The sequence below is a fragment of the Salmonella sp. SSDFZ69 genome, assembly GCF_004010755.1.
GTDB classification, from domain to species: Bacteria; Pseudomonadota; Gammaproteobacteria; order Enterobacterales; family Enterobacteriaceae; genus Salmonella; species Salmonella enterica.
Genome location: NZ_CP034831.1, coordinates 3,853,719 through 3,875,961, shown reverse-complemented (window position 1 = coordinate 3,875,961; position 22,243 = coordinate 3,853,719). Strand labels below are relative to the sequence as shown.

The window sequence follows — 22,243 nt, the reverse complement described above, 5'->3', positions numbered from 1 at the left end:
ATGGTGAAAGTGTATGCCCCGGCTTCCAGCGCGAACATGAGCGTCGGTTTCGACGTGTTGGGCGCAGCCGTCACACCCGTTGACGGCACGTTGCTGGGTGATGTGGTATCCGTTGAAGCAGCGGACCATTTCCGTCTGCATAACCTGGGGCGATTTGCCGATAAACTGCCGCCGGAGCCGCGTGAAAATATTGTTTATCAGTGCTGGGAACGTTTTTGCCAGGCATTGGGGAAAACCATCCCGGTGGCGATGACGCTGGAAAAAAATATGCCGATTGGTTCCGGGTTAGGGTCCAGCGCCTGTTCCGTCGTCGCTGCGCTGGTCGCGATGAATGAGCACTGCGGCAAACCGTTAAACGACACGCGTCTGTTGGCGCTGATGGGCGAGCTGGAAGGCCGTATCTCCGGCAGCATCCATTACGATAACGTTGCGCCGTGCTTTCTTGGCGGTATGCAGTTGATGATTGAAGAAAACGGCATTATTAGTCAGCAGGTGCCGGGCTTTGATGAGTGGCTATGGGTACTGGCTTATCCGGGCATTAAAGTTTCTACCGCAGAAGCACGGGCCATTTTGCCTGCGCAGTATCGCCGTCAGGATTGCATTGCGCATGGACGGCATCTGGCCGGTTTTATTCACGCCTGTTACTCGCGGCAGCCGCAGCTTGCCGCCGCGCTGATGAAAGATGTTATTGCCGAACCATACCGCGCGCGTTTACTGCCGGGCTTTAGCCAGGCGCGGCAGGCGGTGTCGGAGATCGGCGCGCTGGCGAGCGGGATTTCAGGATCGGGGCCGACGCTGTTTGCGCTATGCGATAAACCGGAGACGGCGCAGCGCGTCGCGGACTGGCTGAGCAAACATTATCTGCAAAATCAGGAAGGCTTCGTTCATATTTGCCGGCTGGATACGGCGGGCGCACGAGTAGTGGGATAATCAATGAAACTCTATAATCTGAAAGACCATAATGAGCAGGTCAGCTTTGCGCAGGCCGTCACGCAAGGACTGGGCAAACAGCAGGGACTTTTTTTTCCGCACGAACTGCCGGAGTTTAGCCTGACGGAAATTGATGAGATGCTCAACCAGGACTTTGTCAGCCGTAGCGCAAAGATCCTCTCGGCATTTATTGGCGATGAAATCCCGCAGCAAATTCTGGAAGAGCGCGTCCGCGCGGCGTTTGCTTTCCCGGCGCCGGTAGCGCAGGTAGAAAGCGATGTCGGCTGCCTGGAGCTGTTCCATGGTCCGACGCTGGCCTTTAAAGACTTCGGCGGGCGTTTTATGGCGCAAATGCTGACGCATATCAGCGGCGACAAACCGGTGACGATTCTGACCGCAACGTCAGGCGATACCGGCGCGGCGGTGGCTCACGCGTTCTATGGCCTGGAAAATGTGCGGGTCGTCATTCTCTACCCGCGCGGTAAAATCAGTCCATTGCAGGAAAAACTGTTCTGTACGCTGGGCGGCAACATTGAAACCGTGGCGATCGACGGCGATTTCGACGCTTGCCAGGCGCTGGTGAAACAGGCATTTGATGACGAAGAACTGAAAACGGCGCTGGGGCTGAATTCGGCTAATTCGATTAATATCAGCCGCCTGTTGGCGCAAATTTGCTACTACTTTGAAGCCGTGGCGCAACTGCCGCAGGGGGCGCGTAACCAACTGGTGATCTCCGTCCCCAGCGGCAACTTTGGCGATTTGACGGCAGGGCTGCTGGCGAAGTCGTTAGGCCTACCGGTGAAACGTTTTATCGCCGCCACCAACGTCAACGACACGGTGCCGCGTTTTCTGCATGACGGAAAGTGGGCGCCGAAAGCGACGCAGGCGACCCTGTCGAATGCGATGGATGTCAGCCAGCCGAATAACTGGCCGCGCGTGGAGGAGCTATTCCGCCGTAAAATCTGGCGCCTGACTGAGCTGGGCTATGCGGCGGTGGATGATACTACGACACAGCAGACGATGCGCGAGCTGAAAGCGAAAGGTTATATCTCGGAACCTCATGCGGCGGTAGCGTATCGGGCATTACGCGACCAGTTAAACCCTGGCGAGTATGGCTTGTTTCTCGGAACGGCGCATCCGGCGAAGTTTAAAGAGAGCGTGGAGTCCATTCTGGGAGAAACGCTGGCCTTGCCTGAAGCGCTCGCCGAACGCGCCGACCTGCCGCTGCTTTCACATCATCTGCCTGCGGATTTTGCCGCCCTGCGTAAGCTGATGATGACCCGCCAATAACCATTGCGCCCGGTGGCGCTGTCGCTTACCGGGCCTATGGGGTGGTGTCGATTTGTAGGCCGGATAAGGCGTAACCGCCATCCGGCGATGCCGTTACTGCTCGTAGCGTTTAAAGACCAGCTCGTCTTGTGTGGAGGTTTCTTCATCAAAGAAATACCCTTCACGGTCAAACGCGGTAAGCTGTTCCGGCTTCGTTAAGCGGTTTTCAATAATAAAACGGCTCATCAGTCCGCGCGCTTTTTTGGCGTAGAAGCTTACCACCTTAAACTTGCCGTTTTTCTCATCAAGGAACACGGGCTTAATCAGTTCGGCATTCAGTTTCTTCGGCTTCACCGATTTAAAATATTCCTCGGAGGCCAGATTCACCACCACCCGATCGCCCTGCGCCTCAAGCGCTTCGTTGAGCTTATCGGTAATGATATCGCCCCAGAATTGATAAAGATCTTTGCCGCGCGGATTCTCCAGGCGAATCCCCATCTCCAGACGATAAGGCTGCATTAAATCCAGCGGGCGCAATACGCCATACAAGCCAGAGAGCATGCGCAGATGCTGTTGGGCAAAATCAAAATCCGCGTCGTTGAACGTTTCCGCCTGTAGGCCGGTATAAACATCGCCTTTGAACGCCAGAATCGCCTGGCGTGCATTATCCGGCGTAAAATGAGGCTGCCAGTCATGAAAACGCGTGGCGTTGAGATCCGCCAGTTTGTCGCTAATTCCCATCAGCCTGGAAATTTGCGGCGCCGAAAGCTGGCGGGCCTGTTGAATAAGCTGCTGGCTGTGATCCAACAGCTCCGGCTGGGTATAGCGGGTCGTGGCCAGCGGGCTTTGATAATCAAGCGTTTTTGCAGGTGAAATCAGAATCAGCATATCCAGTCCTTGCAGGGAATTTTCTGCGACTTTAGCAAAAAAACGCCGCAGAGTTGACCGATGGTTGTGATTGTCGGCTTAATCGCGCGATGCCGCATCCCAGGTATCTGGCGCCAGTTGTGGTTCGATATCCGGGAAGCGCCGCGGATCGAACTGCGGTCTTACGCCCAGTTTCCGTTGTCGCAGATAATCGCCGGCGAGGGTATACACCACCGGTGAGAGCAACAAAATCGCCGTCAGATTGGTAATGGCCATACAGGCCATGATCATGTCAGCGAGCTGCCATATCAGCGGAAAACTGATAAGCGTACCGGCGATAACCATGCCAAGCGTCGCAAGGCGTAATAGCCAGATAGCCTTTGCGTTATGTAACCGCAGAAAAAACAGATTGTTTTCGGCGTAAATATAGTTGGCGACGATAGAACTGAACGCGAACAGAATGACGATAAGCGCGACAAAACTGGCGCCCCATTCACCGGTCAACGAAACCATTGCATGTTGGAGAAGCTGAATGCCTTCTGTTGACGAGTGGGACGCGTGATTCCCCGCCAGCAGGATAATCATCGCGCTGGCGGTACAGATGATAATGGTGTCGCTGAATACGCCAATCATTTGCACAATCCCCTGCGCGACAGGGTGAGGGGGATACGACGTTGCCGCTGCGGCCGCATTAGGCGTTGACCCCATTCCCGCTTCATTAGAGAACATCCCACGCTGAAAACCGCTGGTAATAGCCTGAGTGAGCGTATATCCGGCTGCGCCTGCCGCGGCTTCCTGCCAGCCAAATGCGCTTTTGACTATCGAGGCGATAACGCCAGGCATTTGCTCAATATGCCAGAGGCAAATGAACACGCTGCCGGCGACCCACAATAACGCGATGAGGGGAATCAGCCATTGCATCAGGCGGGCGACGCCTTTTATGCCGCGAATGATAATTAACAGGGCACAGAACGCCAGCGCAATGCCGGAGATAAGCGGCGGAATGTTGAAGGCGAAATGGAGCGCGCGTGAGACGGCATTCGCCTGCACGCTATTAAAAATCAACCCGTAGGCGACGAGCAGAAAGAGGGCGAAAACCACGCCCATCCAGCGCATTCCCAGCCCACGCGCCATATACCACGCCGGGCCGCCGCGGAACTGGCCTGTCGGGTCACGTTCTTTATAAAGCTGGGCAAGCGAACACTCGGCGAAGGAGGTCGCCATGCCAATGATGGCCGAGACCCACATCCAGAATACCGCGCCGGGACCGCCTGCGGCGATAGCCAGCGCCACGCCGGCCAGATTACCGCTGCCAATCCGCGCCGCGAGGCTGGTACACAGCGCCTGAAATGACGTCAGGCCGCCTGGCTGCGGGCTAAAGCTGCCTTTGAGACTGCGGCTAAATTGGCGAATATAACGAAATTGAATGAATCCGGTACGCCAGGTAAACCAACATCCTGCGCCGAGCAGCAGGTAAATCATTACCGAGCCCCAGAGTATTTCGTTAATAAAACTGAAAAACTCAGGCATTAACGTCCCTCTTGTTGATGCCGGCACGCTTTGATAATTCTGTATAAGCGTGACCCATGATGTAGATGACCTTGTCAGACTAATATTAACGGCAGTTTACCATAAATACGGCGGTATCCTTTAATTGCGCATCAACCGTCGGCAGATACGCAAACAGTGCACAAGGGCAGCCAGGTGCATGTAGGCGGTTGCGCTGTGAGTGCGTCGTGTTATCATCAGGGTAGACCGGTTACATCCCCTAACAAGCTGTTTAAAGAGAAACTCTATCATGACGGACAAATTGACCTCCCTTCGTCAGTTCACCACCGTAGTGGCTGATACCGGAGATATCGCGGCAATGAAGCTGTACCAGCCGCAGGATGCTACAACTAACCCTTCTCTCATTCTTAACGCAGCGCAAATCCCGGAATATCGTAAGCTGATTGACGATGCTGTCGCCTGGGCGAAACAGCAGAGCAGCGACCGCGCGCAGCAGGTTGTTGACGCGACCGATAAGCTGGCGGTGAATATTGGCCTGGAAATCCTGAAGCTGGTGCCGGGGCGTATTTCTACCGAAGTTGACGCGCGTCTGTCTTATGACACTGAAGCGTCTATCGCCAAAGCAAAACGTATCATTAAACTCTACAATGATGCGGGTATCAGCAACGATCGTATCCTGATCAAGCTGGCGTCCACCTGGCAGGGCATTCGCGCAGCCGAACAGCTGGAAAAAGAAGGCATCAACTGTAACCTGACGCTGCTGTTCTCCTTCGCGCAGGCGCGTGCGTGCGCCGAAGCGGGCGTCTACCTGATCTCGCCGTTCGTAGGTCGTATTCTTGACTGGTATAAAGCCAATACCGACAAGAAAGACTATGCGCCAGCTGAAGATCCGGGCGTGGTTTCCGTAACGGAAATCTACGAGTACTACAAACAGCATGGTTACGAAACCGTCGTTATGGGCGCAAGCTTCCGTAACGTAGGCGAAATTCTGGAGCTGGCGGGCTGCGACCGTCTGACTATCGCACCGGCATTGCTGAAAGAACTGGCGGAAAGCGAAGGGGCGATTGAGCGTAAGCTCTCTTTCTCCGGCGAAGTCAAAGCGCGCCCGGAACGCATTACCGAAGCCGAGTTCCTGTGGCAGCATCACCAGGACCCCATGGCGGTGGACAAACTGGCGGATGGTATCCGTAAGTTTGCGGTAGACCAGGAAAAACTGGAAAAAATGATCGGCGATCTGCTGTAATCATTAACGCGTGGCCCTGATATGGGTCACGCTACCTCTTCTGAAACCTGTCTGTCCTTCCCTTCGCAGTGTATCATTCTGTTTAACGAGACTGTTTAAACGGAATAATCATGGATACCTTACGTATTGGCTTAGTTTCTATCTCCGACCGCGCTTCAAGCGGCGTTTACCAGGATAAAGGCATTCCTGCGCTTGAGGAGTGGCTCGCTTCTGCGCTGACCACGCCTTTCGAGGTCCAACGGCGCTTAATTCCTGATGAACAGGAAATTATCGAGCAAACGTTGTGTGAACTGGTTGATGAGATGAGCTGTCATCTGGTGCTGACCACTGGCGGTACCGGTCCGGCACGTCGCGACGTCACGCCGGACGCGACCCTTGCCATCGCTGACCGTGAAATGCCAGGTTTTGGCGAACAGATGCGCCAGATCAGCCTGCGCTTTGTGCCGACCGCCATTCTTTCCCGCCAGGTGGGCGTTATCCGTAAACAGGCGTTAATTCTTAATCTGCCTGGACAGCCAAAATCGATCAAAGAAACGCTGGAAGGCGTAAAAGCGGACGATGGCAGCGTTAGCGTGCCGGGCATTTTTGCGAGCGTGCCGTATTGTATACAGCTGCTTGACGGGCCGTATGTCGAAACCGCGCCGGAAGTGGTTGCCGCTTTCCGTCCGAAGAGCGCCAGACGTGAGAATATGTCATCCTGACCGGAAGAGACTGATAGTAGGGTTATTCCTCCCGGTGCGGGAGGAATAAAAGAGATTTAGTGCGCCTCGCCGATTGGCAGAATAGTGCGGCCAAATTGCTCGTTTAGCACTTCACCCATCGCCAGATAAATAGCGCTGGCGCCGCAAACCAGACCAACCCAGCCTGCGATATGGATAATGGCTTCGTTACCGGTGATATTGCCGACCGCCAGCAGAGCGAACAGTACGGTCAGGCTCAGGAAAACAAATTGCAGCGCGCGGGCGGCTTTCAGCGTACCGAAGAACATAAACAGCGTAAACACGCCCCACAGACCTAAATAAGCGCCGAGTAGCTGAGCGTCAGGCGCATCCGTCAGGCCCATTTTCGGCATCAGCAGGATAGCGACCAGCGTCAGCCAGAACGAACCGTAAGAGGTAAAGGCCGTTAAACCAAAGGTATTGCCTTTTTTATACTCCAGCAGACCGGCAAAAATTTGCGCGATACCGCCGTAGAAAATCCCCATCGCCAGAATAATACCGTCCAGGGCGAAAAAACCGGCATTGTGCAGGTTAAGCAGAATGGTGGTCATGCCGAAGCCCATCAGGCCCAGCGGTGCCGGATTAGCCAACTTAGTGTTGCCCATAATTCCTCAAAATCATCATAATTGAATGGTGAAATAGTTTCCCAGAATAACGAGTTCCGTATTCGGGGCGCGGCATAATAATCAGGGGGAAGAGGACTGTCTATGATCTAATAAGGGGGAAAAGAAAATATTTCCCCCTGTGAGGGCATTCACGCCTGAACGGCTGCCATCATTCGTCGCAGGCAGGCTATTTGCAACACTGCCGGAATAGTCACGCGATACGCGCTGCCGCTCATCGCTTTGACGCCGTTTAACGCCGCGCCGACCGGGCCGCCAAGACCTGCGCCGCGCAGCAATCCGTGGCCCAGGATGCTCATTGCGGCATGGGTACGCAAAATGCGGGTAAGCTGGGTGGAAAGCAGGTGAGAGACCCCTTTTGCCAGACTGCGATCTTTCATGAGCAGCGGCAGCAGTTCTTCCAGTTCAGAAACTTTGGCGTCTACGGCTTGCAGAAATTCCTGCTTATGCGCCGCGTCCATCTTCTGCCAGGTATGACGTAAAAAATGCTCCAGCAGTTGCTGTTCTATTTCAAACGTCGACATGCTTTTATCTGCTTTGAGTTTTAGCCGTTTTGCGACATCCAGCAGAATCGCGCGGTACTGTTTTCCGTGCCCGCGCAATTTGTTGGCGATACTGTCGCCGCCGTAATGCTGAAACTCGCCGGCAATGAGCTGCCAGTTACGGCGGTGTTGCTCCGGGTGACCTTCCATCGCTTTGAACAGTTCGTTATGACTAAGGACGCTCGACAAGCGAGCCTTGCCCTTTTCGTTATGCGTCAGCAAACGGGCGAAATCGGCGAGTTGTTCTTCGCTACAATGCTGAAGAAAGTCTAAATCCTCGTCGTGTAAATAGGTGACGTTCATTTTCAGTCTGGCTTTTGGAATAGAAATAACAGCGATTAATCGTCGCCAATGACTTTAAGTCTCGCCATATCGGAAGAATTTACCGTATGGCCTGAGAAGGTAATCTTTGATACGCAGCGTTTGTTGTCGTTATCGCTATTAATATTGATCCAGCCTGTTGTCTGGCCCTCTTTGATTGAGGAAGGGACGTTCAGGCTTTGGCTGGCGCTACGCGCAGTTTTAAAATAGACGGATGCGCCGCTAAGTTCGATGTCGCCGTGATCCGCCGTGAGTTGAATGCGCTTCACGATGCGGCAGACGGGAATTTTCAGCGTGAGATCGTTCGTTTCATTTCTGGGCATGGCAATAACACCCAGTATTTTATGGTCGTTCGCGTGCGCGACGCTACTTAACGCCAGGCCGAAAAGCAGGCTGGCGGAAATCGTTAACACAGATCGCATGAAATTTCTCTTTGACGGGTTCAATAAGCAATTACCGTCTATCATACTCTGCTCATGGCAACGATTCATTTTTGTAATCTTTTCTTTTTATTACAATTTTTCTGTGAATGGTATTCGTTGTTTAATTTATTTCATGAATATTTATCTGTCTGGTTTTCCATCGTGCCCTCTCGTCACTAAAAAATTTTTTCATCTCCCCCTTGATGACGTGGGTTACGACCCCATCTTGTAGTCAACCGCAGTGGTGAGTCTGAAAAAAAACGATTCAGGGTAGTTGAAACCGCACGTTTCGCCCTTATTACAGATTCACAACCACATGATGACCGAATTTTTAGTGGAGACGTTTAGATGGGTAAAATTATTGGTATCGACCTGGGTACTACCAACTCTTGTGTAGCGATTATGGATGGAACGCAGGCACGCGTGCTGGAGAACGCCGAGGGCGATCGCACTACGCCTTCTATCATTGCTTATACCCAGGATGGTGAAACTCTGGTTGGTCAGCCGGCTAAACGTCAGGCAGTGACAAACCCGCAAAACACCCTGTTTGCGATTAAACGCCTGATTGGCCGCCGCTTCCAGGACGAAGAAGTTCAACGTGACGTTTCTATCATGCCGTACAAAATCATCGGCGCCGACAACGGCGACGCATGGCTTGATGTGAAAGGTCAGAAAATGGCGCCGCCGCAGATTTCTGCCGAAGTGCTGAAGAAAATGAAGAAAACGGCTGAAGATTATCTGGGCGAACCGGTAACTGAAGCGGTTATCACCGTACCGGCTTACTTTAACGATGCGCAGCGTCAGGCTACCAAAGATGCTGGTCGAATCGCGGGGCTGGAAGTTAAACGTATCATCAACGAACCAACTGCCGCAGCGCTGGCTTACGGTCTGGATAAAGAAGTCGGCAACCGTACTATCGCGGTTTACGACCTCGGTGGTGGTACTTTCGATATCTCTATTATCGAAATCGACGAAGTTGATGGCGAAAAAACCTTTGAAGTTCTGGCAACCAACGGTGATACCCACCTGGGTGGTGAAGACTTCGATACCCGCCTGATCAACTACCTCGTTGACGAGTTTAAGAAAGATCAGGGCATTGACCTGCGTAACGATCCGCTGGCCATGCAGCGCCTGAAAGAAGCCGCAGAAAAAGCCAAAATCGAGCTGTCTTCTGCGCAGCAGACCGACGTGAACCTGCCGTACATTACCGCAGATGCTACCGGTCCGAAACACATGAACATCAAAGTGACTCGTGCGAAACTGGAAAGCCTGGTTGAAGATCTGGTGAACCGTTCTATCGAGCCGCTGAAAGTCGCACTGCAGGACGCTGGCCTGTCCGTGTCTGATATCAACGACGTGATCCTCGTCGGCGGTCAGACCCGTATGCCAATGGTGCAGAAAAAAGTGGCTGAGTTCTTTGGTAAAGAGCCGCGTAAAGACGTTAACCCGGACGAAGCTGTGGCTATCGGCGCAGCGGTACAGGGCGGCGTATTGACCGGTGATGTGAAAGACGTACTGCTGCTGGACGTTACCCCGCTGTCTCTGGGTATCGAAACGATGGGTGGCGTGATGACTCCGCTTATCACCAAAAACACCACCATCCCGACCAAGCACAGCCAGGTGTTCTCTACTGCGGAAGACAACCAGTCTGCGGTAACCATCCATGTGCTGCAGGGTGAGCGTAAACGTGCGTCTGATAACAAATCTCTGGGTCAATTCAACCTGGATGGCATCAACCCGGCGCCGCGCGGTATGCCGCAGATCGAAGTCACCTTCGATATCGATGCTGACGGTATCCTGCACGTCTCCGCGAAAGATAAAAATAGCGGTAAAGAGCAGAAGATCACCATCAAGGCATCTTCTGGTCTGAACGAGGAAGAAATTCAGAAAATGGTTCGCGATGCAGAAGCGAACGCTGAATCCGACCGTAAGTTTGAAGAGCTGGTTCAGACCCGTAACCAGGGCGACCATCTGCTGCACAGCACCCGTAAGCAGGTTGAAGAAGCCGGCGATAAACTGCCGGCTGATGACAAAACCGCTATCGAGTCTGCCCTGAGCGCGCTGGAAACTGCCCTGAAAGGCGAAGATAAAGCCGCTATCGAAGCGAAAATGCAGGAACTGGCGCAGGTTTCCCAGAAACTGATGGAAATCGCTCAGCAGCAACATGCGCAGCAGCAGGCTGGCTCCGCTGACGCTTCTGCAAACAACGCGAAAGATGACGACGTTGTCGACGCTGAGTTTGAAGAAGTAAAAGATAAAAAATAATCGCCCTTTGAACGGGTAATTACTGGCACGGGCGAAGAGGTTTCCTCTCCGCCCGTGTATGCATGTTAAGGGCAGATAAAAAGAGATGGCGAAAAGAGATTACTACGAGATTTTAGGCGTTTCCAAAACAGCGGAAGAGCGTGAAATCAAAAAGGCGTATAAGCGCCTGGCCATGAAATATCATCCGGACCGCAATCAGGGTGATAAAGAGGCCGAAGCTAAATTTAAAGAGATTAAAGAAGCCTATGAAGTGCTGACCGATGCGCAAAAACGCGCAGCCTACGATCAGTATGGTCACGCCGCGTTTGAACAAGGCGGTATGGGCGGCGGATTTGGCGGCGGCTTTAATGGCGGCGCTGATTTCAGTGATATCTTTGGTGACGTTTTTGGCGATATCTTTGGCGGCGGGCGTGGTCGCCAACGTGCGGCGCGTGGGGCTGATTTGCGTTATAACATGGATCTCACCCTGGAAGAAGCGGTGCGTGGCGTGACCAAAGAGATCCGTATTCCGACGCTGGAGGAGTGCGACGTTTGCCACGGCAGCGGCGCGAAAGCTGGCACGCAACCGCAAACCTGTCCGACCTGTCATGGTTCTGGTCAGGTACAGATGCGCCAGGGATTCTTTGCTGTACAGCAGACCTGCCCACACTGTCAGGGACGCGGTACGCTGATCAAAGATCCGTGCCATAAATGTCACGGTCATGGGCGTGTTGAAAAGAGTAAAACTCTGTCCGTTAAAATCCCGGCGGGCGTGGATACCGGCGATCGTATTCGTCTGGCAGGCGAGGGCGAAGCGGGCGAGCATGGCGCACCGGCAGGCGACTTGTACGTTCAGGTCCAGGTGAAACAACACCCTATTTTCGAGCGTGAAGGCAATAATCTTTATTGCGAAGTGCCGATCAACTTTGCGATGGCGGCGCTGGGCGGTGAAATTGAAGTGCCGACGTTAGATGGTCGCGTGATGCTGAAAGTACCGAGCGAAACACAAACGGGCAAGCTGTTCCGTATGCGCGGCAAAGGCGTGAAGTCCGTACGCGGTGGCGCGCAGGGCGATTTGCTGTGCCGTGTGGTGGTTGAAACGCCGGTCGGTCTGAGCGAAAAACAGAAGCAATTGCTAAAAGATCTTCAGGAAAGTTTTGGCGGCCCGACGGGAGAGAAAAACAGCCCGCGTTCAAAAAGCTTCTTTGACGGCGTGAAAAAATTCTTTGACGATTTGACTCGCTAATCTTTTTCCCGTTGTATTTTTCTTCAGCCCGGGTGTATATCCGGGCTTTTTTCTGCCTGTACGCGCCCAGGCTTCTGTTGAACGCATCGTATCCTCTCATTTGTTGATATTTTGTTTTTACTGATAAACAAATTGATGTTAATCAGCAGTTTTGTATACGCTTATTCTTTAAAAAAACGTGATGTGATGACATTAATGATTGCTTTTTTAGATGCTGTGAATTGATTTATCTTGAGTATTATCTATATTGCTTTTTTTAGTTTCCGGAGGCAGACAGCGAATGGGATCGAAAGGTGCCAACAAGAGCTTTGATTATAATTTAATCAAAATTCTTGACGCTGTTATTTTGTCAGGAAATGCGGCTATGGCGGCAAAAAAGTTAGGCATTACACCGGCTGCCGTTTCTCTGGCGTTAAAGCGCCTGCAGAGTTATTACCCGGAAGAACTGTTTAGCAGAGGGAAAGGCGGGCTCATCCCCACAGCTAAGGCTGTCGACATTCACCAAAATTTCAGTCAGGTGATGAAACTGGTGGATGACACCTTTCTCTGTAATAGTAAAAAAGATGAAGCGTTCCAGATAACGTTATTAGGCAGTGATATTGTTGAAAGCTATTATCTTTCTCAGCTCTATAACAGCGATATATTTGACCGTATTTTGATAAATCATTTCACTGTCAGAAATATGAGTCGGGAGCATATCAGCGAACTTCTGTTTACTGCGCAAGGCGATCTGTTGATTAGTGCCGAACCTTTGCTGGAGTCCGGCATAGAGAATCAAATTATTGATAGTTTTAAATCATTTGTTTGTATCTGTAGCAGTAAACACATGCTGAGTACCCTCTCACAACTGTCGCTACATCATTTTTATTCTTCGCGTCATGCGTTATATCAGCCGGGGATGGGGGCTTCAGTGATATATCATGATAGCGAATTATTTAAGGATGAGCTTTACTATACTGGCAGGCGTATTGTCGGCTATCGCAGTGATTCGCTTAACGGTTTGATGAGCATGATCGAACGAACCTCATTGATTGCATTGATGCCTTTGAAATTAGCGCTTTTTTATAAAAATCATCGTAAATATGACATTAAGTTTATTCAGCCTCCGCCCGAACTGGCTTTGAAGTCAGTTCAGGTCTATGCATCCTGGAATAAAAATAGTAGAAATATATCGACGATTAATGAGATGGTAAGTATGTTACAAACACTTTCCTCCTTCCGTCGCTAATACACCTCATTTTTACGCTTTGATTTAATATGGTTTTAAATGATGTGCTTTGATTTTTACCCTTCTGACAGGGCGCTTACACTCCTTGTGTTAATTATTCATTTATAATGATTTCGGAGTGTTAAAATGTCTATTCCCAACCATGTGTCGACAACGGAAGTTGTGCTATTGGAGCTAGAGATCTTACTCACTATTATTTCGATTGGCGCGTGGGGAGGCTTTGTCAGCTATCTTTTACGCAAAGATAAGACAGAATATAATAGTTCTCATGAAAGTATTAAATATTGCTTAACGCAGATCGTGATTTCCTGCTTCACCAGTTTCTTGTTAAGCGCGATTGCGATCGAAAAAGAATGCAGTTTCAACATTGTTCTGTTGGCGGCAGGCTTAGGCGGTGTTTTCGCGAGTCCGATCTTAAAGATTCTTGGGCGGCGGATTAAAAAAATTATCGAAGGTAATAATTCAGACTAATTATCATTCGCAGTATCAGGCTCATCCGTGAGCCTTTTACGCGTCTTTTTTCAGCCGGGTCTAGGTCACTCTGTTCTTGATCCAGCCATAAATAAATTGTTCGTTATTGTGGTTTTTCTCAGCAACGTTTAAGTAGTACGTGCCCTGACTGCAATTGAGGGCTTTCACCAAAACGGCTTCCCCTTCCTGGCCTCGCCAGGCCAAATAATGTTCGAGAGCGGCAAGCGTCCGCGGGCCAATATTGCCATCCACATGAATATCCGGGTAGCGTTTACCTTCGTGATTAAAGACGTTCAACCAGCGTTGCAGCCACGCGCTGGGGTGGTAAGCGCCTATGTTGACTGCCGCATCGCACAGCTCGAAGGAGACTGGCCACGATAGCGTCGAGATGACGTCAAAACCTGGTTTTATCCAGTAATCCTCTTCGAGAATCGCGTAGGCTTCAGCGTGGGTCAGATCCCGCATATCGCCAGCATAGCCATGCGCTCGCGCCGTGGCTTCGGTAATGCCCCAATGGGTGGCGCCGCCTTTATCTTTAGGGTTAAATACGTAACCGCCTTCAAGCGCAATAATTCCATCTATAATTGGATTCATCTTCCCTTTCCTTCGCTTAGTGAATATGCAGATACATGAGAGAACCTAACGTTACTGAAAATACGGTCGTCAGGGCGGCGATGGTTTGCCGTACAATCTGTTTTTTTCTTCCCTTTGTTTCGCTATCCGTCGCGATAATGGTGATATCACTATTAACTTTGAGGCCTTGTCTTGGAATGGTAATAAAAAGATCGTTAATACCAAGCGCTTTAAGGTCACGTCTGATTAAATAGAGAATCTGCGTTAGATTTGCATCATTAACATAATGGCTTCGACTTCCCCATAACGCAGTGGTTATTTTTTGTCGCTCGATAATCTCCAGATGAGCATTCTCGATGATGAAACTGAGACATTTGGCTCTCATCGCAGTCATTTTAATAACCTGTGAATTTGAGACCGTCCTCAGTTCATATTTACCTTCATTGTAAATGCAATTGCTATTAATGATATAAGTTTTCATAACGTCTTCCTTTAGAAATGTACATCCTGGTTGTCTGTGGTGACTATATTGTATGAGAAATGTCTTAATCCAATAAATGTCACTGGTTTTATTGTATTGTCATTGTCTATAGCGAGTGTAATCACATTATTTCATTGTAATTAAATGATATTTAATTACATGATAAATGATATTTACTATGTTCTCACCAGAACGGAGTAAGCGGGCGCTGAGAGGTGTTGTTTTCTCTTCGTTAGACGGTGTTGTTAACCTCATTTTTATGATTTTTATATCATCTAAAAAGATGATGTTTTGTGATTAGCTATTTTTTATGCCTGTAACGATTATGGACCCCGCAGAACGAGCTGCGACAATTTTGAAACGTAAAAGGAAATTTGAAAATGGCTACAAGCAAACTGATTCAAGGCGATACAATTACTGAAACTACTCATGCAGCGAATGGTTTTGACCCTGCAACAAGCGATGATAAAATAAGCTATACTTCCGCTCGTGTTGCGAAACCGGTATACAATAAATATAAAAATTCCACGACTAAACCGAAGGTATTCGGTTATTACACCGACTGGTCACAGTATGACAGCCGTCTGCAAGGCAATATGTCCGAACCAGGCCGTGGTTATGATTTAACCAACGTTTCACCGACGGCTTATGACAAACTGATTTTCGGCTTTGTTGGCATCACCGGTTTCAGAAAAATTGATAAAGAAGACCGCGACGTCGTAGCAGAAGCGGCAGCACAGTGCGGCAAAGTGAAATATGAACCGACCTTCCTCGATCCGTGGGGTGATTTCCAGTCTTATATCAACCTGGGTTTTGAAACCAGCGGCTGGGATGTTGATCCGAAAACCGTGACCCAGGCTAACGCCAAAGGTATGCTGGGCGCGCTGCGTGATATGCAGGCAAAAGCGAAAGCCGCAGGCCACACGCTGGCGCTCTCCATGAGTATCGGCGGCTGGAGCATGAGTAACGGGTTCCACGAAACCGCCGCTTCTGACTCTTCTCGTAAAATCTTCGCCAAAGGCGTGGTGAAACTGTTCAAACAGTTCCCGATGTTCAGCGAAGTGGATATTGACTGGGAATACCCGAACGATGAAGGGGCGGGCAACCCGTTTGGTCCGGAAGATGGCGCTAACTACGCGCTGCTGATTGCCGAACTGCGTAAACAGCTGGATTCCGCGGGTCTGAGCAATGTGAAAATCTCTATTGCCGCTTCTGCTGTCACTACTATTTTTGACTATGCGAAAGTAAAAGATCTGTTGGCTGCCGGCCTGTATGGCATCAACCTGATGACCTATGACTTCTTCGGTACGCCGTGGGCGGAAACGCTGGGCCACCACACTAACCGCAAAGCGCTGGAAGAGGGCGGCTGGGCTGTCGAAACTATCGTTGATCACCTGCTGGCGGAAGGTTTCTCCGCTGACCGTATCAACATCGGTTATGCCGGCTATACCCGTAACGCTCGTCAGGTAGAAATTGAATCCCTGTCGCCGCTGAAAGGTTCTTACAACCCAGGTTCTGGCGTTACTACCGGTTCCTTCGAATCCGGCACCAGCGAATGGTATGACGTCATTTATAGCTACCTGGATCTGGAAAACCAGAAAGGCCGTAACGGTTTCAACGTTTACACCGACCAGGTCGCTGATGCTGACTACCTGTATAGCCCGGAATCCAAACTGTTTTTATCCCTGGATACGCCGCGTACCGTCAAAGCAAAAGGCGAATATGCAGCGAAACTGGGCCTGGGCGGCGTGTTTACCTGGACTATCGATCAGGACAACGGCGTGCTGGTTAACGCCGTGCGTGAAGGTCTGGGTTATGAAATCGAATCTGAAGTTATCGATATGGAACCGTTCTACTTTGAAGGTATCAATGTAGAAAAAGATGAAGAGCAGAGCGACAGCGACGACGCACAGAAGGTCAACCACGCGCCGAAAGCGGCGATTGAACTGCTGGTCGTAGGCGGATCTACGGTACAGCTGTCTGGCGCAGGTTCTTCTGATGAAGATAACGATGAGCTGTCCTTTAGCTGGGGCGTGCCTTCTCAAATCACTGTGGCAGACAAAACGGCTGAAATCATTGAGGTTGTGGTACCGGAAGTTAGCGAAAAAACAGACTTCCAGTTCACCCTGTTTGTACGCGACTGTTACAACGAACCGTCCTCTCAACAGCGCTTTGTTCTGACGGCTGTGCCTGCGCTATCTCAGGTTCAACCGGAACCGGAAGAGGAAGAAGAGATTATCGTTCCTGTACCGGACGAGGAAGAAGATACCACGCCGGCTGAGGATGATACGCCAGCAGATGACAAAACGTCACCTTACGCGCAGTGGGATGCTTCTACCGTTTATGGCGCAAACTGGGGTTCTTTCGAAATCGTTAGCTGGAAAGGCCATAACTATCAGGTGAAATGGTGGTCTATGGGCGACCAGCCTGACCTGAACTGCGGTGTCGGCGGTGCATGGACCGATCTTGGCGCTTACTAATACACGGCATTAAGCACGATGTATTGGGCTTCATGATTCAAGCCCCGGTTTACCGGGGCTTTTCTCCACCAGGGACAGAGGAAGAGCAGACCATGACCATTTCCATCCATGCCAGCGCATTTGACGTCAACAGCTGGTATCAAAAAATCACCTTAACCTTCATCAATGAGAGCGGTAATGCGGTCGATATGAACCATGCCGCAATATCATTCACGGCTTCCGGGCACATCGATCCATGGGGAAATAGCGGCGGTACGCTCAAAGGGAACCTGCCGCTTACGCTGAATGAGAGTTCGTATGGCACGCTGGAAACTAACAACATCATCATTAATAACAGCGATGCATTACTTCTTCAGCCGGGCGAACGCGGGACGCTCTCTTTCAGCCTCGCGGCGACGCAGGTGCCGGTAAAAATGTCCGCCATCACCTTGACGCTGGCGTCATCGTCATCCGAAGACGCAGAGTCTGAAACCCCATCCGATCAGGAGACGCCAGCGATACCCGCTGCAGACGAACAACCCGCCGAACCCGATGCGCCGGAAAAGGATAACGACCTTCAGGAACGCGGCCTTACGCTTAACGTTAGCGAGTTGAATACCGCGAGTTGGTATCAACGCGTCACCTTTACGCTGACCAACCTCTACGCCCAGGCGGTAGATCTCAATCAGCTTCAACTGAATTTTACGGCCAGCGCGCACCCCGATCCCTACAGTCCGTTTCAGGGAACAATGCTGGGGAATCAGGCTGTGACGCTGGCCAGCGATGGGGGATGGCCCATCGAGAAGAATACCATCACCATTAATCATGACGGCGCGCTGATGCTGGCGGCGGGGGATACCGCCGAATTACAGTGCTATCTGGCTGCCACGCAGATGCCAGTTGCCATCAGCGATTTGAGCGCGACGTTGGCCCATGACCCTGCCCGTCAGGGAAAAATTTGTGTTCATTTTCCTGCCATGACGCAGACCGTGGCGCTCAAACCGGCGATTGAGCTGCTGTTTCCTGCCGGCGAAACCCGGCGCTTTGTCGGTGAGTGGGGAGAGGTTCTGACAATAAGCGATCTTAGCGCAGGAACGTATCGGCTTACCGTACCGGTACTGGCGAATGATGAGATGCAAATCGCGCCAGTCGAGTCCTCTTTTACCGTTACGCTGCAATCCGGCGATGCCGCCGCGCAGGTCCAGGTATCCTGTCTGCCGATTGTCCGTTATGCCAGCGCGCGTCTGATGATTGACGCCCCTGCGCTTGGTAATGCGAAATTGACCGTTGATATCGCTGATACTACGCAAGCGGATGAGCGTACCGTCACGCTTATCGCCAACCAACCGCAGTTAATCACCCGGCTACTGGCGGGGCATCATTATACGGTCAATCTGCAGCCTGCGATGATTAATAACCGCTTTATATCGGCACCCATACAGCTTACGGGGTTTATCCCTGCTGCGGCGCAGGTTGCCGAGGTTGCTGTCGCTTACCAACAGTCAGCGCTCGACACGGCGAGTTTCGTGACGGTGGATGCCACTCTACTGGGCCTGCCCGATGGCGTCGCGCCGCAGCGTTATCTGTTCAGCAGCGGTAAATATCAGTACTCATTAATGCTGGAGAGCGGCAGCGATCGGCAGACGTTGGCATTACGCTTTGCGCCCGGGCTGTATGATGTTCAGACGGACGATATTTTCATCGACAGCGTGCCGTGGCGTTGTGAACAGGCCGGGCCGCTACGGTTGTTGCAAAAGGTCAACCATGTGGCGCTGGAGTTTCTGCCCGGCGTGACGCTACAGGTAAAAGGTTGGCCTGATTACCTTGCTCATGGCGGCGTGACGGTTAACGCGCCAGAGACGGTTTCTCTTTATCGCGATATACCGTTTAGCGCGTTGTTTAAATACGATGGTTTTGACGGCGGCGGCGATCCGGTTCCGGCCGCGGAGGTTGACGTGAACGGGGATGGTTTTCTGGATTACGCGACGTTACCGATCCATAAAACCGTTGCGCTGGTGCGCCAGATAGAAAAAGAAGCCGGGCGTAGCATCATGCCGGTAATGGTCATTTATACCGCGAATGCCAGCGGCGGTAGCGCGCTGGCGGATTTACAGGATGCGCAAAAGCTACGTAACCATTTTGGTAACTTTATTACCCAGTGTCTGGCGGCGCAGTCATACAAAGATGAGACGCATCCTGTCCCGGCCACCTTTGTGCTTAACCCGGATTTTCTCGGGGCGCTACAGCAAGGACCGTATGGCTATACCGTAGTACGGCAAAAAAACAGTGTGCCGGTGAATGCCCAACTGGCGGCGGCGATACAAGCATTACCGGCGATGGCTGGCTTTATCGCGCCTTCGTTGCCGACGTTTAGCGACGATCTCTACGGCTATATTCAGGCGGTGAACTATCTTGTTCGTCAGTTTGCCCCGGATGTGGCTTTTGGCTGGCAGACGAATGTCTGGGCGACAGGAACGGCGGACTGGGTGCTGCGCGATACCGCTGATCCGGTAGCTGAAGGGCAGGCGATCGCCGGATTTATTCATGAACTGGGCGTTTATAGTGGAGAATATGCGCCGGACTTTATTGCGTTTGATAAATTTGAGCGTGACTGTTTCAGTCCTGATGCGCTTGCCCACTATGGCTGGAATGCGACATGCTGGCTTAATTACCTGGCGATGGTCAAACAGGTGACGAAAGTGCTGCTGACGCCCGCCATGCTGTGGCAAATCCCTGGCGGCCATATGCCTACAGTAGAAGAGGGCGTCAGTAAAATCAGCGCTGCGCACTTTGCATCCGGCGGAACCTTTTTTATGGGTGACGCCCGCATTGGCAGCGATCCTGACACGCTCTCTTTGCAGCTACTCAATACGGCCTTAAATAGCGCGACTTACGGCGTCCCGACCGTCGGCGACTTTTTACGTAAAGATAAAGGGTATGACTGGGGCCAGATGCAGGCGCTGAACCTACCGGACTTTAACGTCTTTTCGATCTTATGGGGCGGTGGTTCTACTATCAGTATTACGACAATCCATTCTAACGGTGAAGACGGCGGCTGGCTGGCGGATAAAATGGTAGAGTATTATGCTGCTCCACGCTATTTCAGATAATATCACTGCTTATTTGCATTAATCTGGACTATTAGTTTGAGATTCGAAGGCGCGTGCTTTCGAATCTCTTTTCTTGCGCCCCCTGACCTCTCATTCTTTATGCGTAATTCGTTATTAATTTTCTGTAATCATTTTGTATTAAGAATTGTCTTAATCTTAAAAATATTGCGTATTAGTGCCTTGTGAATACAGAAATACTGCATAGTGATGTTATTTATTATTAATTTAAGTACTTTTTGAGAAGTTATACTGTGGCGCTACATTGAGTAGACAACCGTTAATGAAAAAAATGATGAATGACGCTTTTGCTAAAGATAATAATGAGAATTCATTACACTCTTTTCTTTTTTCTCAGCAGGCTAAACCTCACGCGGCGATTGATGCCTTATTTTCGGCCTTGCTGCCATTTGGTCAACCGTTTACGCTGGGTATCGGCGATGAGTTTTATTTACAGGCAAACGATGAACACTACATTGTATTACTGGAGTCAGGCGTTGTTTCTTTCTGTCATAATGACAAACGACTCCATATATCTTCATCGTTTGCGCCATCGGTCGTGGGTATGGTTGACAGCTATGGCGCTACCTATAATGTCCCCGCGCGACCGGAACACTTTTTGCTCGCAGAAACGGTTTGTACCGGTAGATTTGTTCGCCTGCCGGATTTTATAAAAATCGCCGATGAATGCGATTTGTGGCACGACGTGGCCCGTTGTCTGGCTTACCGTCTGATGGTGATGAGCGCGCGCGATCGTGAATTAGTCGGCGTCGATTCTTATCTGAAAGTTCGGGCGCTGCTGACTGAAATATGGGCTTATCCACAGGCCTACCGGGAAAGCATTATCGTGTTGAATTTTATTCAACGGCGTACCGGGATATCGCGCAGTCGGACCATGAAGATTCTGTCTGAACTAAAAAAAGGCGGGTATATCCATATTGATAATGGGCGGCTGACGGCGCTCGGAAAACTACCAGTGGCGTATTAATGCACTATCCGCAACGATATATTTACATATCTCGGCTGAATTTGCCTGTTATCGTTAATAGAATGTTTTACTGAAGATTGTTATGAAGGTTATTTTTAAAAAGTCAATACGGCTAAAGGAGATAGGCCGAACGACTGGTGTAAAGTTAATATAAAACAAGAAGTTATGCCTGGTCCTATAAAACCAAATGTCGATGATTGCAACTTGCCGTTGGCTTGCTAATAATTAATAACATCGTTATCTCATTATAACGTAAAGATTAACTCACGACGTTGAGTGGCTGTTTTATTGCCTCTGACATTTATATCAGAACAAGAAGACACTTTTTTTCGCATAAGAAAAAGTCGTGATATTGCTGTGAAGAAATATCAGCAGCCGTTTCGTTAAAAAATCTGATTACCCTCATTTTTATATTTAAAAGGAGCTTGAATGAAAAAGCCTGTACTAGCATTAATGGTCTCTGCAATTGCCTTTGGCGGAATGTTGTCCACCGCGCAAGCGGATACTACAACCGTCACTGGCGGTACGGTAAATTTTGTCGGACAGGTCGTTGACGCCGCCTGTTCTGTTTCCGCTGACTCTGTCGATCAGACCGTGACATTAGGCCAGGTTCGCGCCAGTAAATTAACCGAGGCCGGTATGGTGGCGAATCAAAAAGAAGATTTCACCATTAAACTGGAAGACTGCGATACTCAGACCAGCCAGAATGCGGCGGTGATTTTTAATGGCCAACAGGACGCAAACCAGCCGGGGTCGCTGGCGAATACCGCTGGGGCAGGTTCGGCGACGAATGTGGCATTACAACTTTATGGACCAGATGGCCAGGCGCTGAATATCGGTGAATCGTCCAGTACTGTTATCTTGAACGATGGCGAAAACGTTATTCCGCTTAGCGTGGATTATATCGCTACCGGTACGGCGACTGCCGGTAATGTTACCGCGACGGCGACATTTAGCATGGTTTATTCCTGATTCCTTATCGGGATTTTTTTCTCGTCTGT

Annotated in this window: 19 protein-coding genes; 12 read left to right on the top strand and 7 right to left on the bottom strand. The window is 50.6% G+C overall.

Annotation, left to right across the window (positions count from 1 at the left end; genetic code table 11):
• Positions 1-930, top strand: a complete 930-nt coding sequence (gene thrB, locus EOS98_RS19225) for a homoserine kinase (protein WP_000241685.1) — start codon at positions 1-3, stop codon at positions 928-930.
• A 3-nt stretch (positions 931-933) separates the two neighbouring features.
• Positions 934-2,220: a threonine synthase gene (gene thrC / locus EOS98_RS19220; protein WP_000781110.1), complete on the top strand. Its 1,287-nt coding sequence runs from the start codon at positions 934-936 to the stop codon at positions 2,218-2,220.
• Positions 2,221-2,313: 93 nt separating this feature from the next.
• Here thrC and yaaA read toward each other — a convergent pair whose 3' ends face one another.
• Together yaaA and EOS98_RS19210 are read right to left on the bottom strand one after the other, a co-directional pair.
• Positions 2,314-3,087, bottom strand: a complete 774-nt coding sequence (gene yaaA / locus EOS98_RS19215; protein WP_000906175.1) for a peroxide stress protein YaaA — start codon at positions 3,085-3,087, stop codon at positions 2,314-2,316.
• A 78-nt stretch (positions 3,088-3,165) separates the two neighbouring features.
• A complete protein-coding gene (locus EOS98_RS19210) occupies positions 3,166-4,596 on the bottom strand; it encodes an alanine/glycine:cation symporter family protein (protein ID WP_001113807.1) in 1,431 nt (476 codons plus the stop codon).
• Between the two features lie 268 nt (positions 4,597-4,864).
• Between EOS98_RS19210 and tal the strand changes: the two genes are divergently transcribed.
• Both tal and mog read left to right on the top strand, forming a co-directional pair.
• Positions 4,865-5,818 (top strand): transaldolase, encoded by a 954-nt coding sequence (tal, locus tag EOS98_RS19205; RefSeq protein WP_000130175.1) that lies wholly within the window; start codon positions 4,865-4,867, stop codon positions 5,816-5,818.
• Between the two features lie 110 nt (positions 5,819-5,928).
• Entirely contained in the window at positions 5,929-6,519 is a 591-nt protein-coding gene (gene mog / locus EOS98_RS19200; RefSeq protein WP_000380373.1) for a molybdopterin adenylyltransferase, read from the top strand.
• A gap of 56 nt (positions 6,520-6,575) precedes the next feature.
• On the opposite strand, the gene satP is transcribed toward mog, so the two are convergent.
• The 3 genes from satP to EOS98_RS19185 form a co-directional block, all read right to left on the bottom strand.
• Positions 6,576-7,142, bottom strand: a complete 567-nt coding sequence (gene satP, locus EOS98_RS19195; protein WP_000528525.1) for an acetate uptake transporter — start codon at positions 7,140-7,142, stop codon at positions 6,576-6,578.
• 149 nt (positions 7,143-7,291) lie between these two features.
• Positions 7,292-8,005: an acidic protein MsyB gene (msyB, locus tag EOS98_RS19190; RefSeq protein WP_001103477.1), complete on the bottom strand. Its 714-nt coding sequence runs from the start codon at positions 8,003-8,005 to the stop codon at positions 7,292-7,294.
• A gap of 35 nt (positions 8,006-8,040) precedes the next feature.
• Positions 8,041-8,445 (bottom strand): DUF2541 family protein, encoded by a 405-nt coding sequence (locus EOS98_RS19185; RefSeq protein WP_001258090.1) that lies wholly within the window; start codon positions 8,443-8,445, stop codon positions 8,041-8,043.
• A 348-nt stretch (positions 8,446-8,793) separates the two neighbouring features.
• On the opposite strand from EOS98_RS19185, the gene dnaK reads away from it, so the two are divergent.
• The 4 genes from dnaK to EOS98_RS19165 all read left to right on the top strand — a co-directional run bounded on the left by dnaK (position 8,794) and on the right by EOS98_RS19165 (position 13,634).
• Positions 8,794-10,710: a molecular chaperone DnaK gene (gene dnaK, locus EOS98_RS19180; RefSeq protein ID WP_000516126.1), complete on the top strand. Its 1,917-nt coding sequence runs from the start codon at positions 8,794-8,796 to the stop codon at positions 10,708-10,710.
• Between the two features lie 85 nt (positions 10,711-10,795).
• A complete protein-coding gene (dnaJ, locus tag EOS98_RS19175; RefSeq protein WP_001119009.1) occupies positions 10,796-11,935 on the top strand; it encodes a molecular chaperone DnaJ in 1,140 nt (379 codons plus the stop codon).
• A gap of 280 nt (positions 11,936-12,215) precedes the next feature.
• Positions 12,216-13,163 (top strand): LysR family transcriptional regulator, encoded by a 948-nt coding sequence (locus EOS98_RS19170; RefSeq protein WP_000534911.1) that lies wholly within the window; start codon positions 12,216-12,218, stop codon positions 13,161-13,163.
• Between the two features lie 126 nt (positions 13,164-13,289).
• A complete protein-coding gene (locus EOS98_RS19165) occupies positions 13,290-13,634 on the top strand; it encodes a phage holin family protein (protein ID WP_000026889.1) in 345 nt (114 codons plus the stop codon).
• A 60-nt stretch (positions 13,635-13,694) separates the two neighbouring features.
• Here EOS98_RS19165 and EOS98_RS19160 read toward each other — a convergent pair whose 3' ends face one another.
• The gene (locus tag EOS98_RS19160; RefSeq protein ID WP_001068132.1) at positions 13,695-14,228 is read right to left on the bottom strand and encodes a glycoside hydrolase family 108 protein; all 534 of its coding nucleotides are present in this window, start codon (positions 14,226-14,228) and stop codon (positions 13,695-13,697) included.
• Between the two features lie 16 nt (positions 14,229-14,244).
• Positions 14,245-14,688: a winged helix-turn-helix domain-containing protein gene (locus EOS98_RS19155; protein ID WP_000860682.1), complete on the bottom strand. Its 444-nt coding sequence runs from the start codon at positions 14,686-14,688 to the stop codon at positions 14,245-14,247.
• A 380-nt stretch (positions 14,689-15,068) separates the two neighbouring features.
• On the opposite strand from EOS98_RS19155, the gene EOS98_RS19150 reads away from it, so the two are divergent.
• The 4 genes from EOS98_RS19150 (at position 15,069) to EOS98_RS19135 (ending at position 22,214) form a co-directional block, all read left to right on the top strand.
• Entirely contained in the window at positions 15,069-17,168 is a 2,100-nt protein-coding gene (locus EOS98_RS19150; protein WP_126524306.1) for a glycosyl hydrolase family 18 protein, read from the top strand.
• Positions 17,169-17,260: 92 nt separating this feature from the next.
• Entirely contained in the window at positions 17,261-20,257 is a 2,997-nt protein-coding gene (locus tag EOS98_RS19145; RefSeq protein WP_126524305.1) for a chitinase, read from the top strand.
• A 280-nt stretch (positions 20,258-20,537) separates the two neighbouring features.
• Positions 20,538-21,242: a winged helix-turn-helix transcriptional regulator gene (locus tag EOS98_RS19140; RefSeq protein ID WP_000738619.1), complete on the top strand. Its 705-nt coding sequence runs from the start codon at positions 20,538-20,540 to the stop codon at positions 21,240-21,242.
• Positions 21,243-21,671: 429 nt separating this feature from the next.
• The gene (locus EOS98_RS19135) at positions 21,672-22,214 is read left to right on the top strand and encodes a fimbrial protein BcfA (protein ID WP_126524304.1); all 543 of its coding nucleotides are present in this window, start codon (positions 21,672-21,674) and stop codon (positions 22,212-22,214) included.
• Positions 22,215-22,243 lie beyond the last annotated feature (29 nt).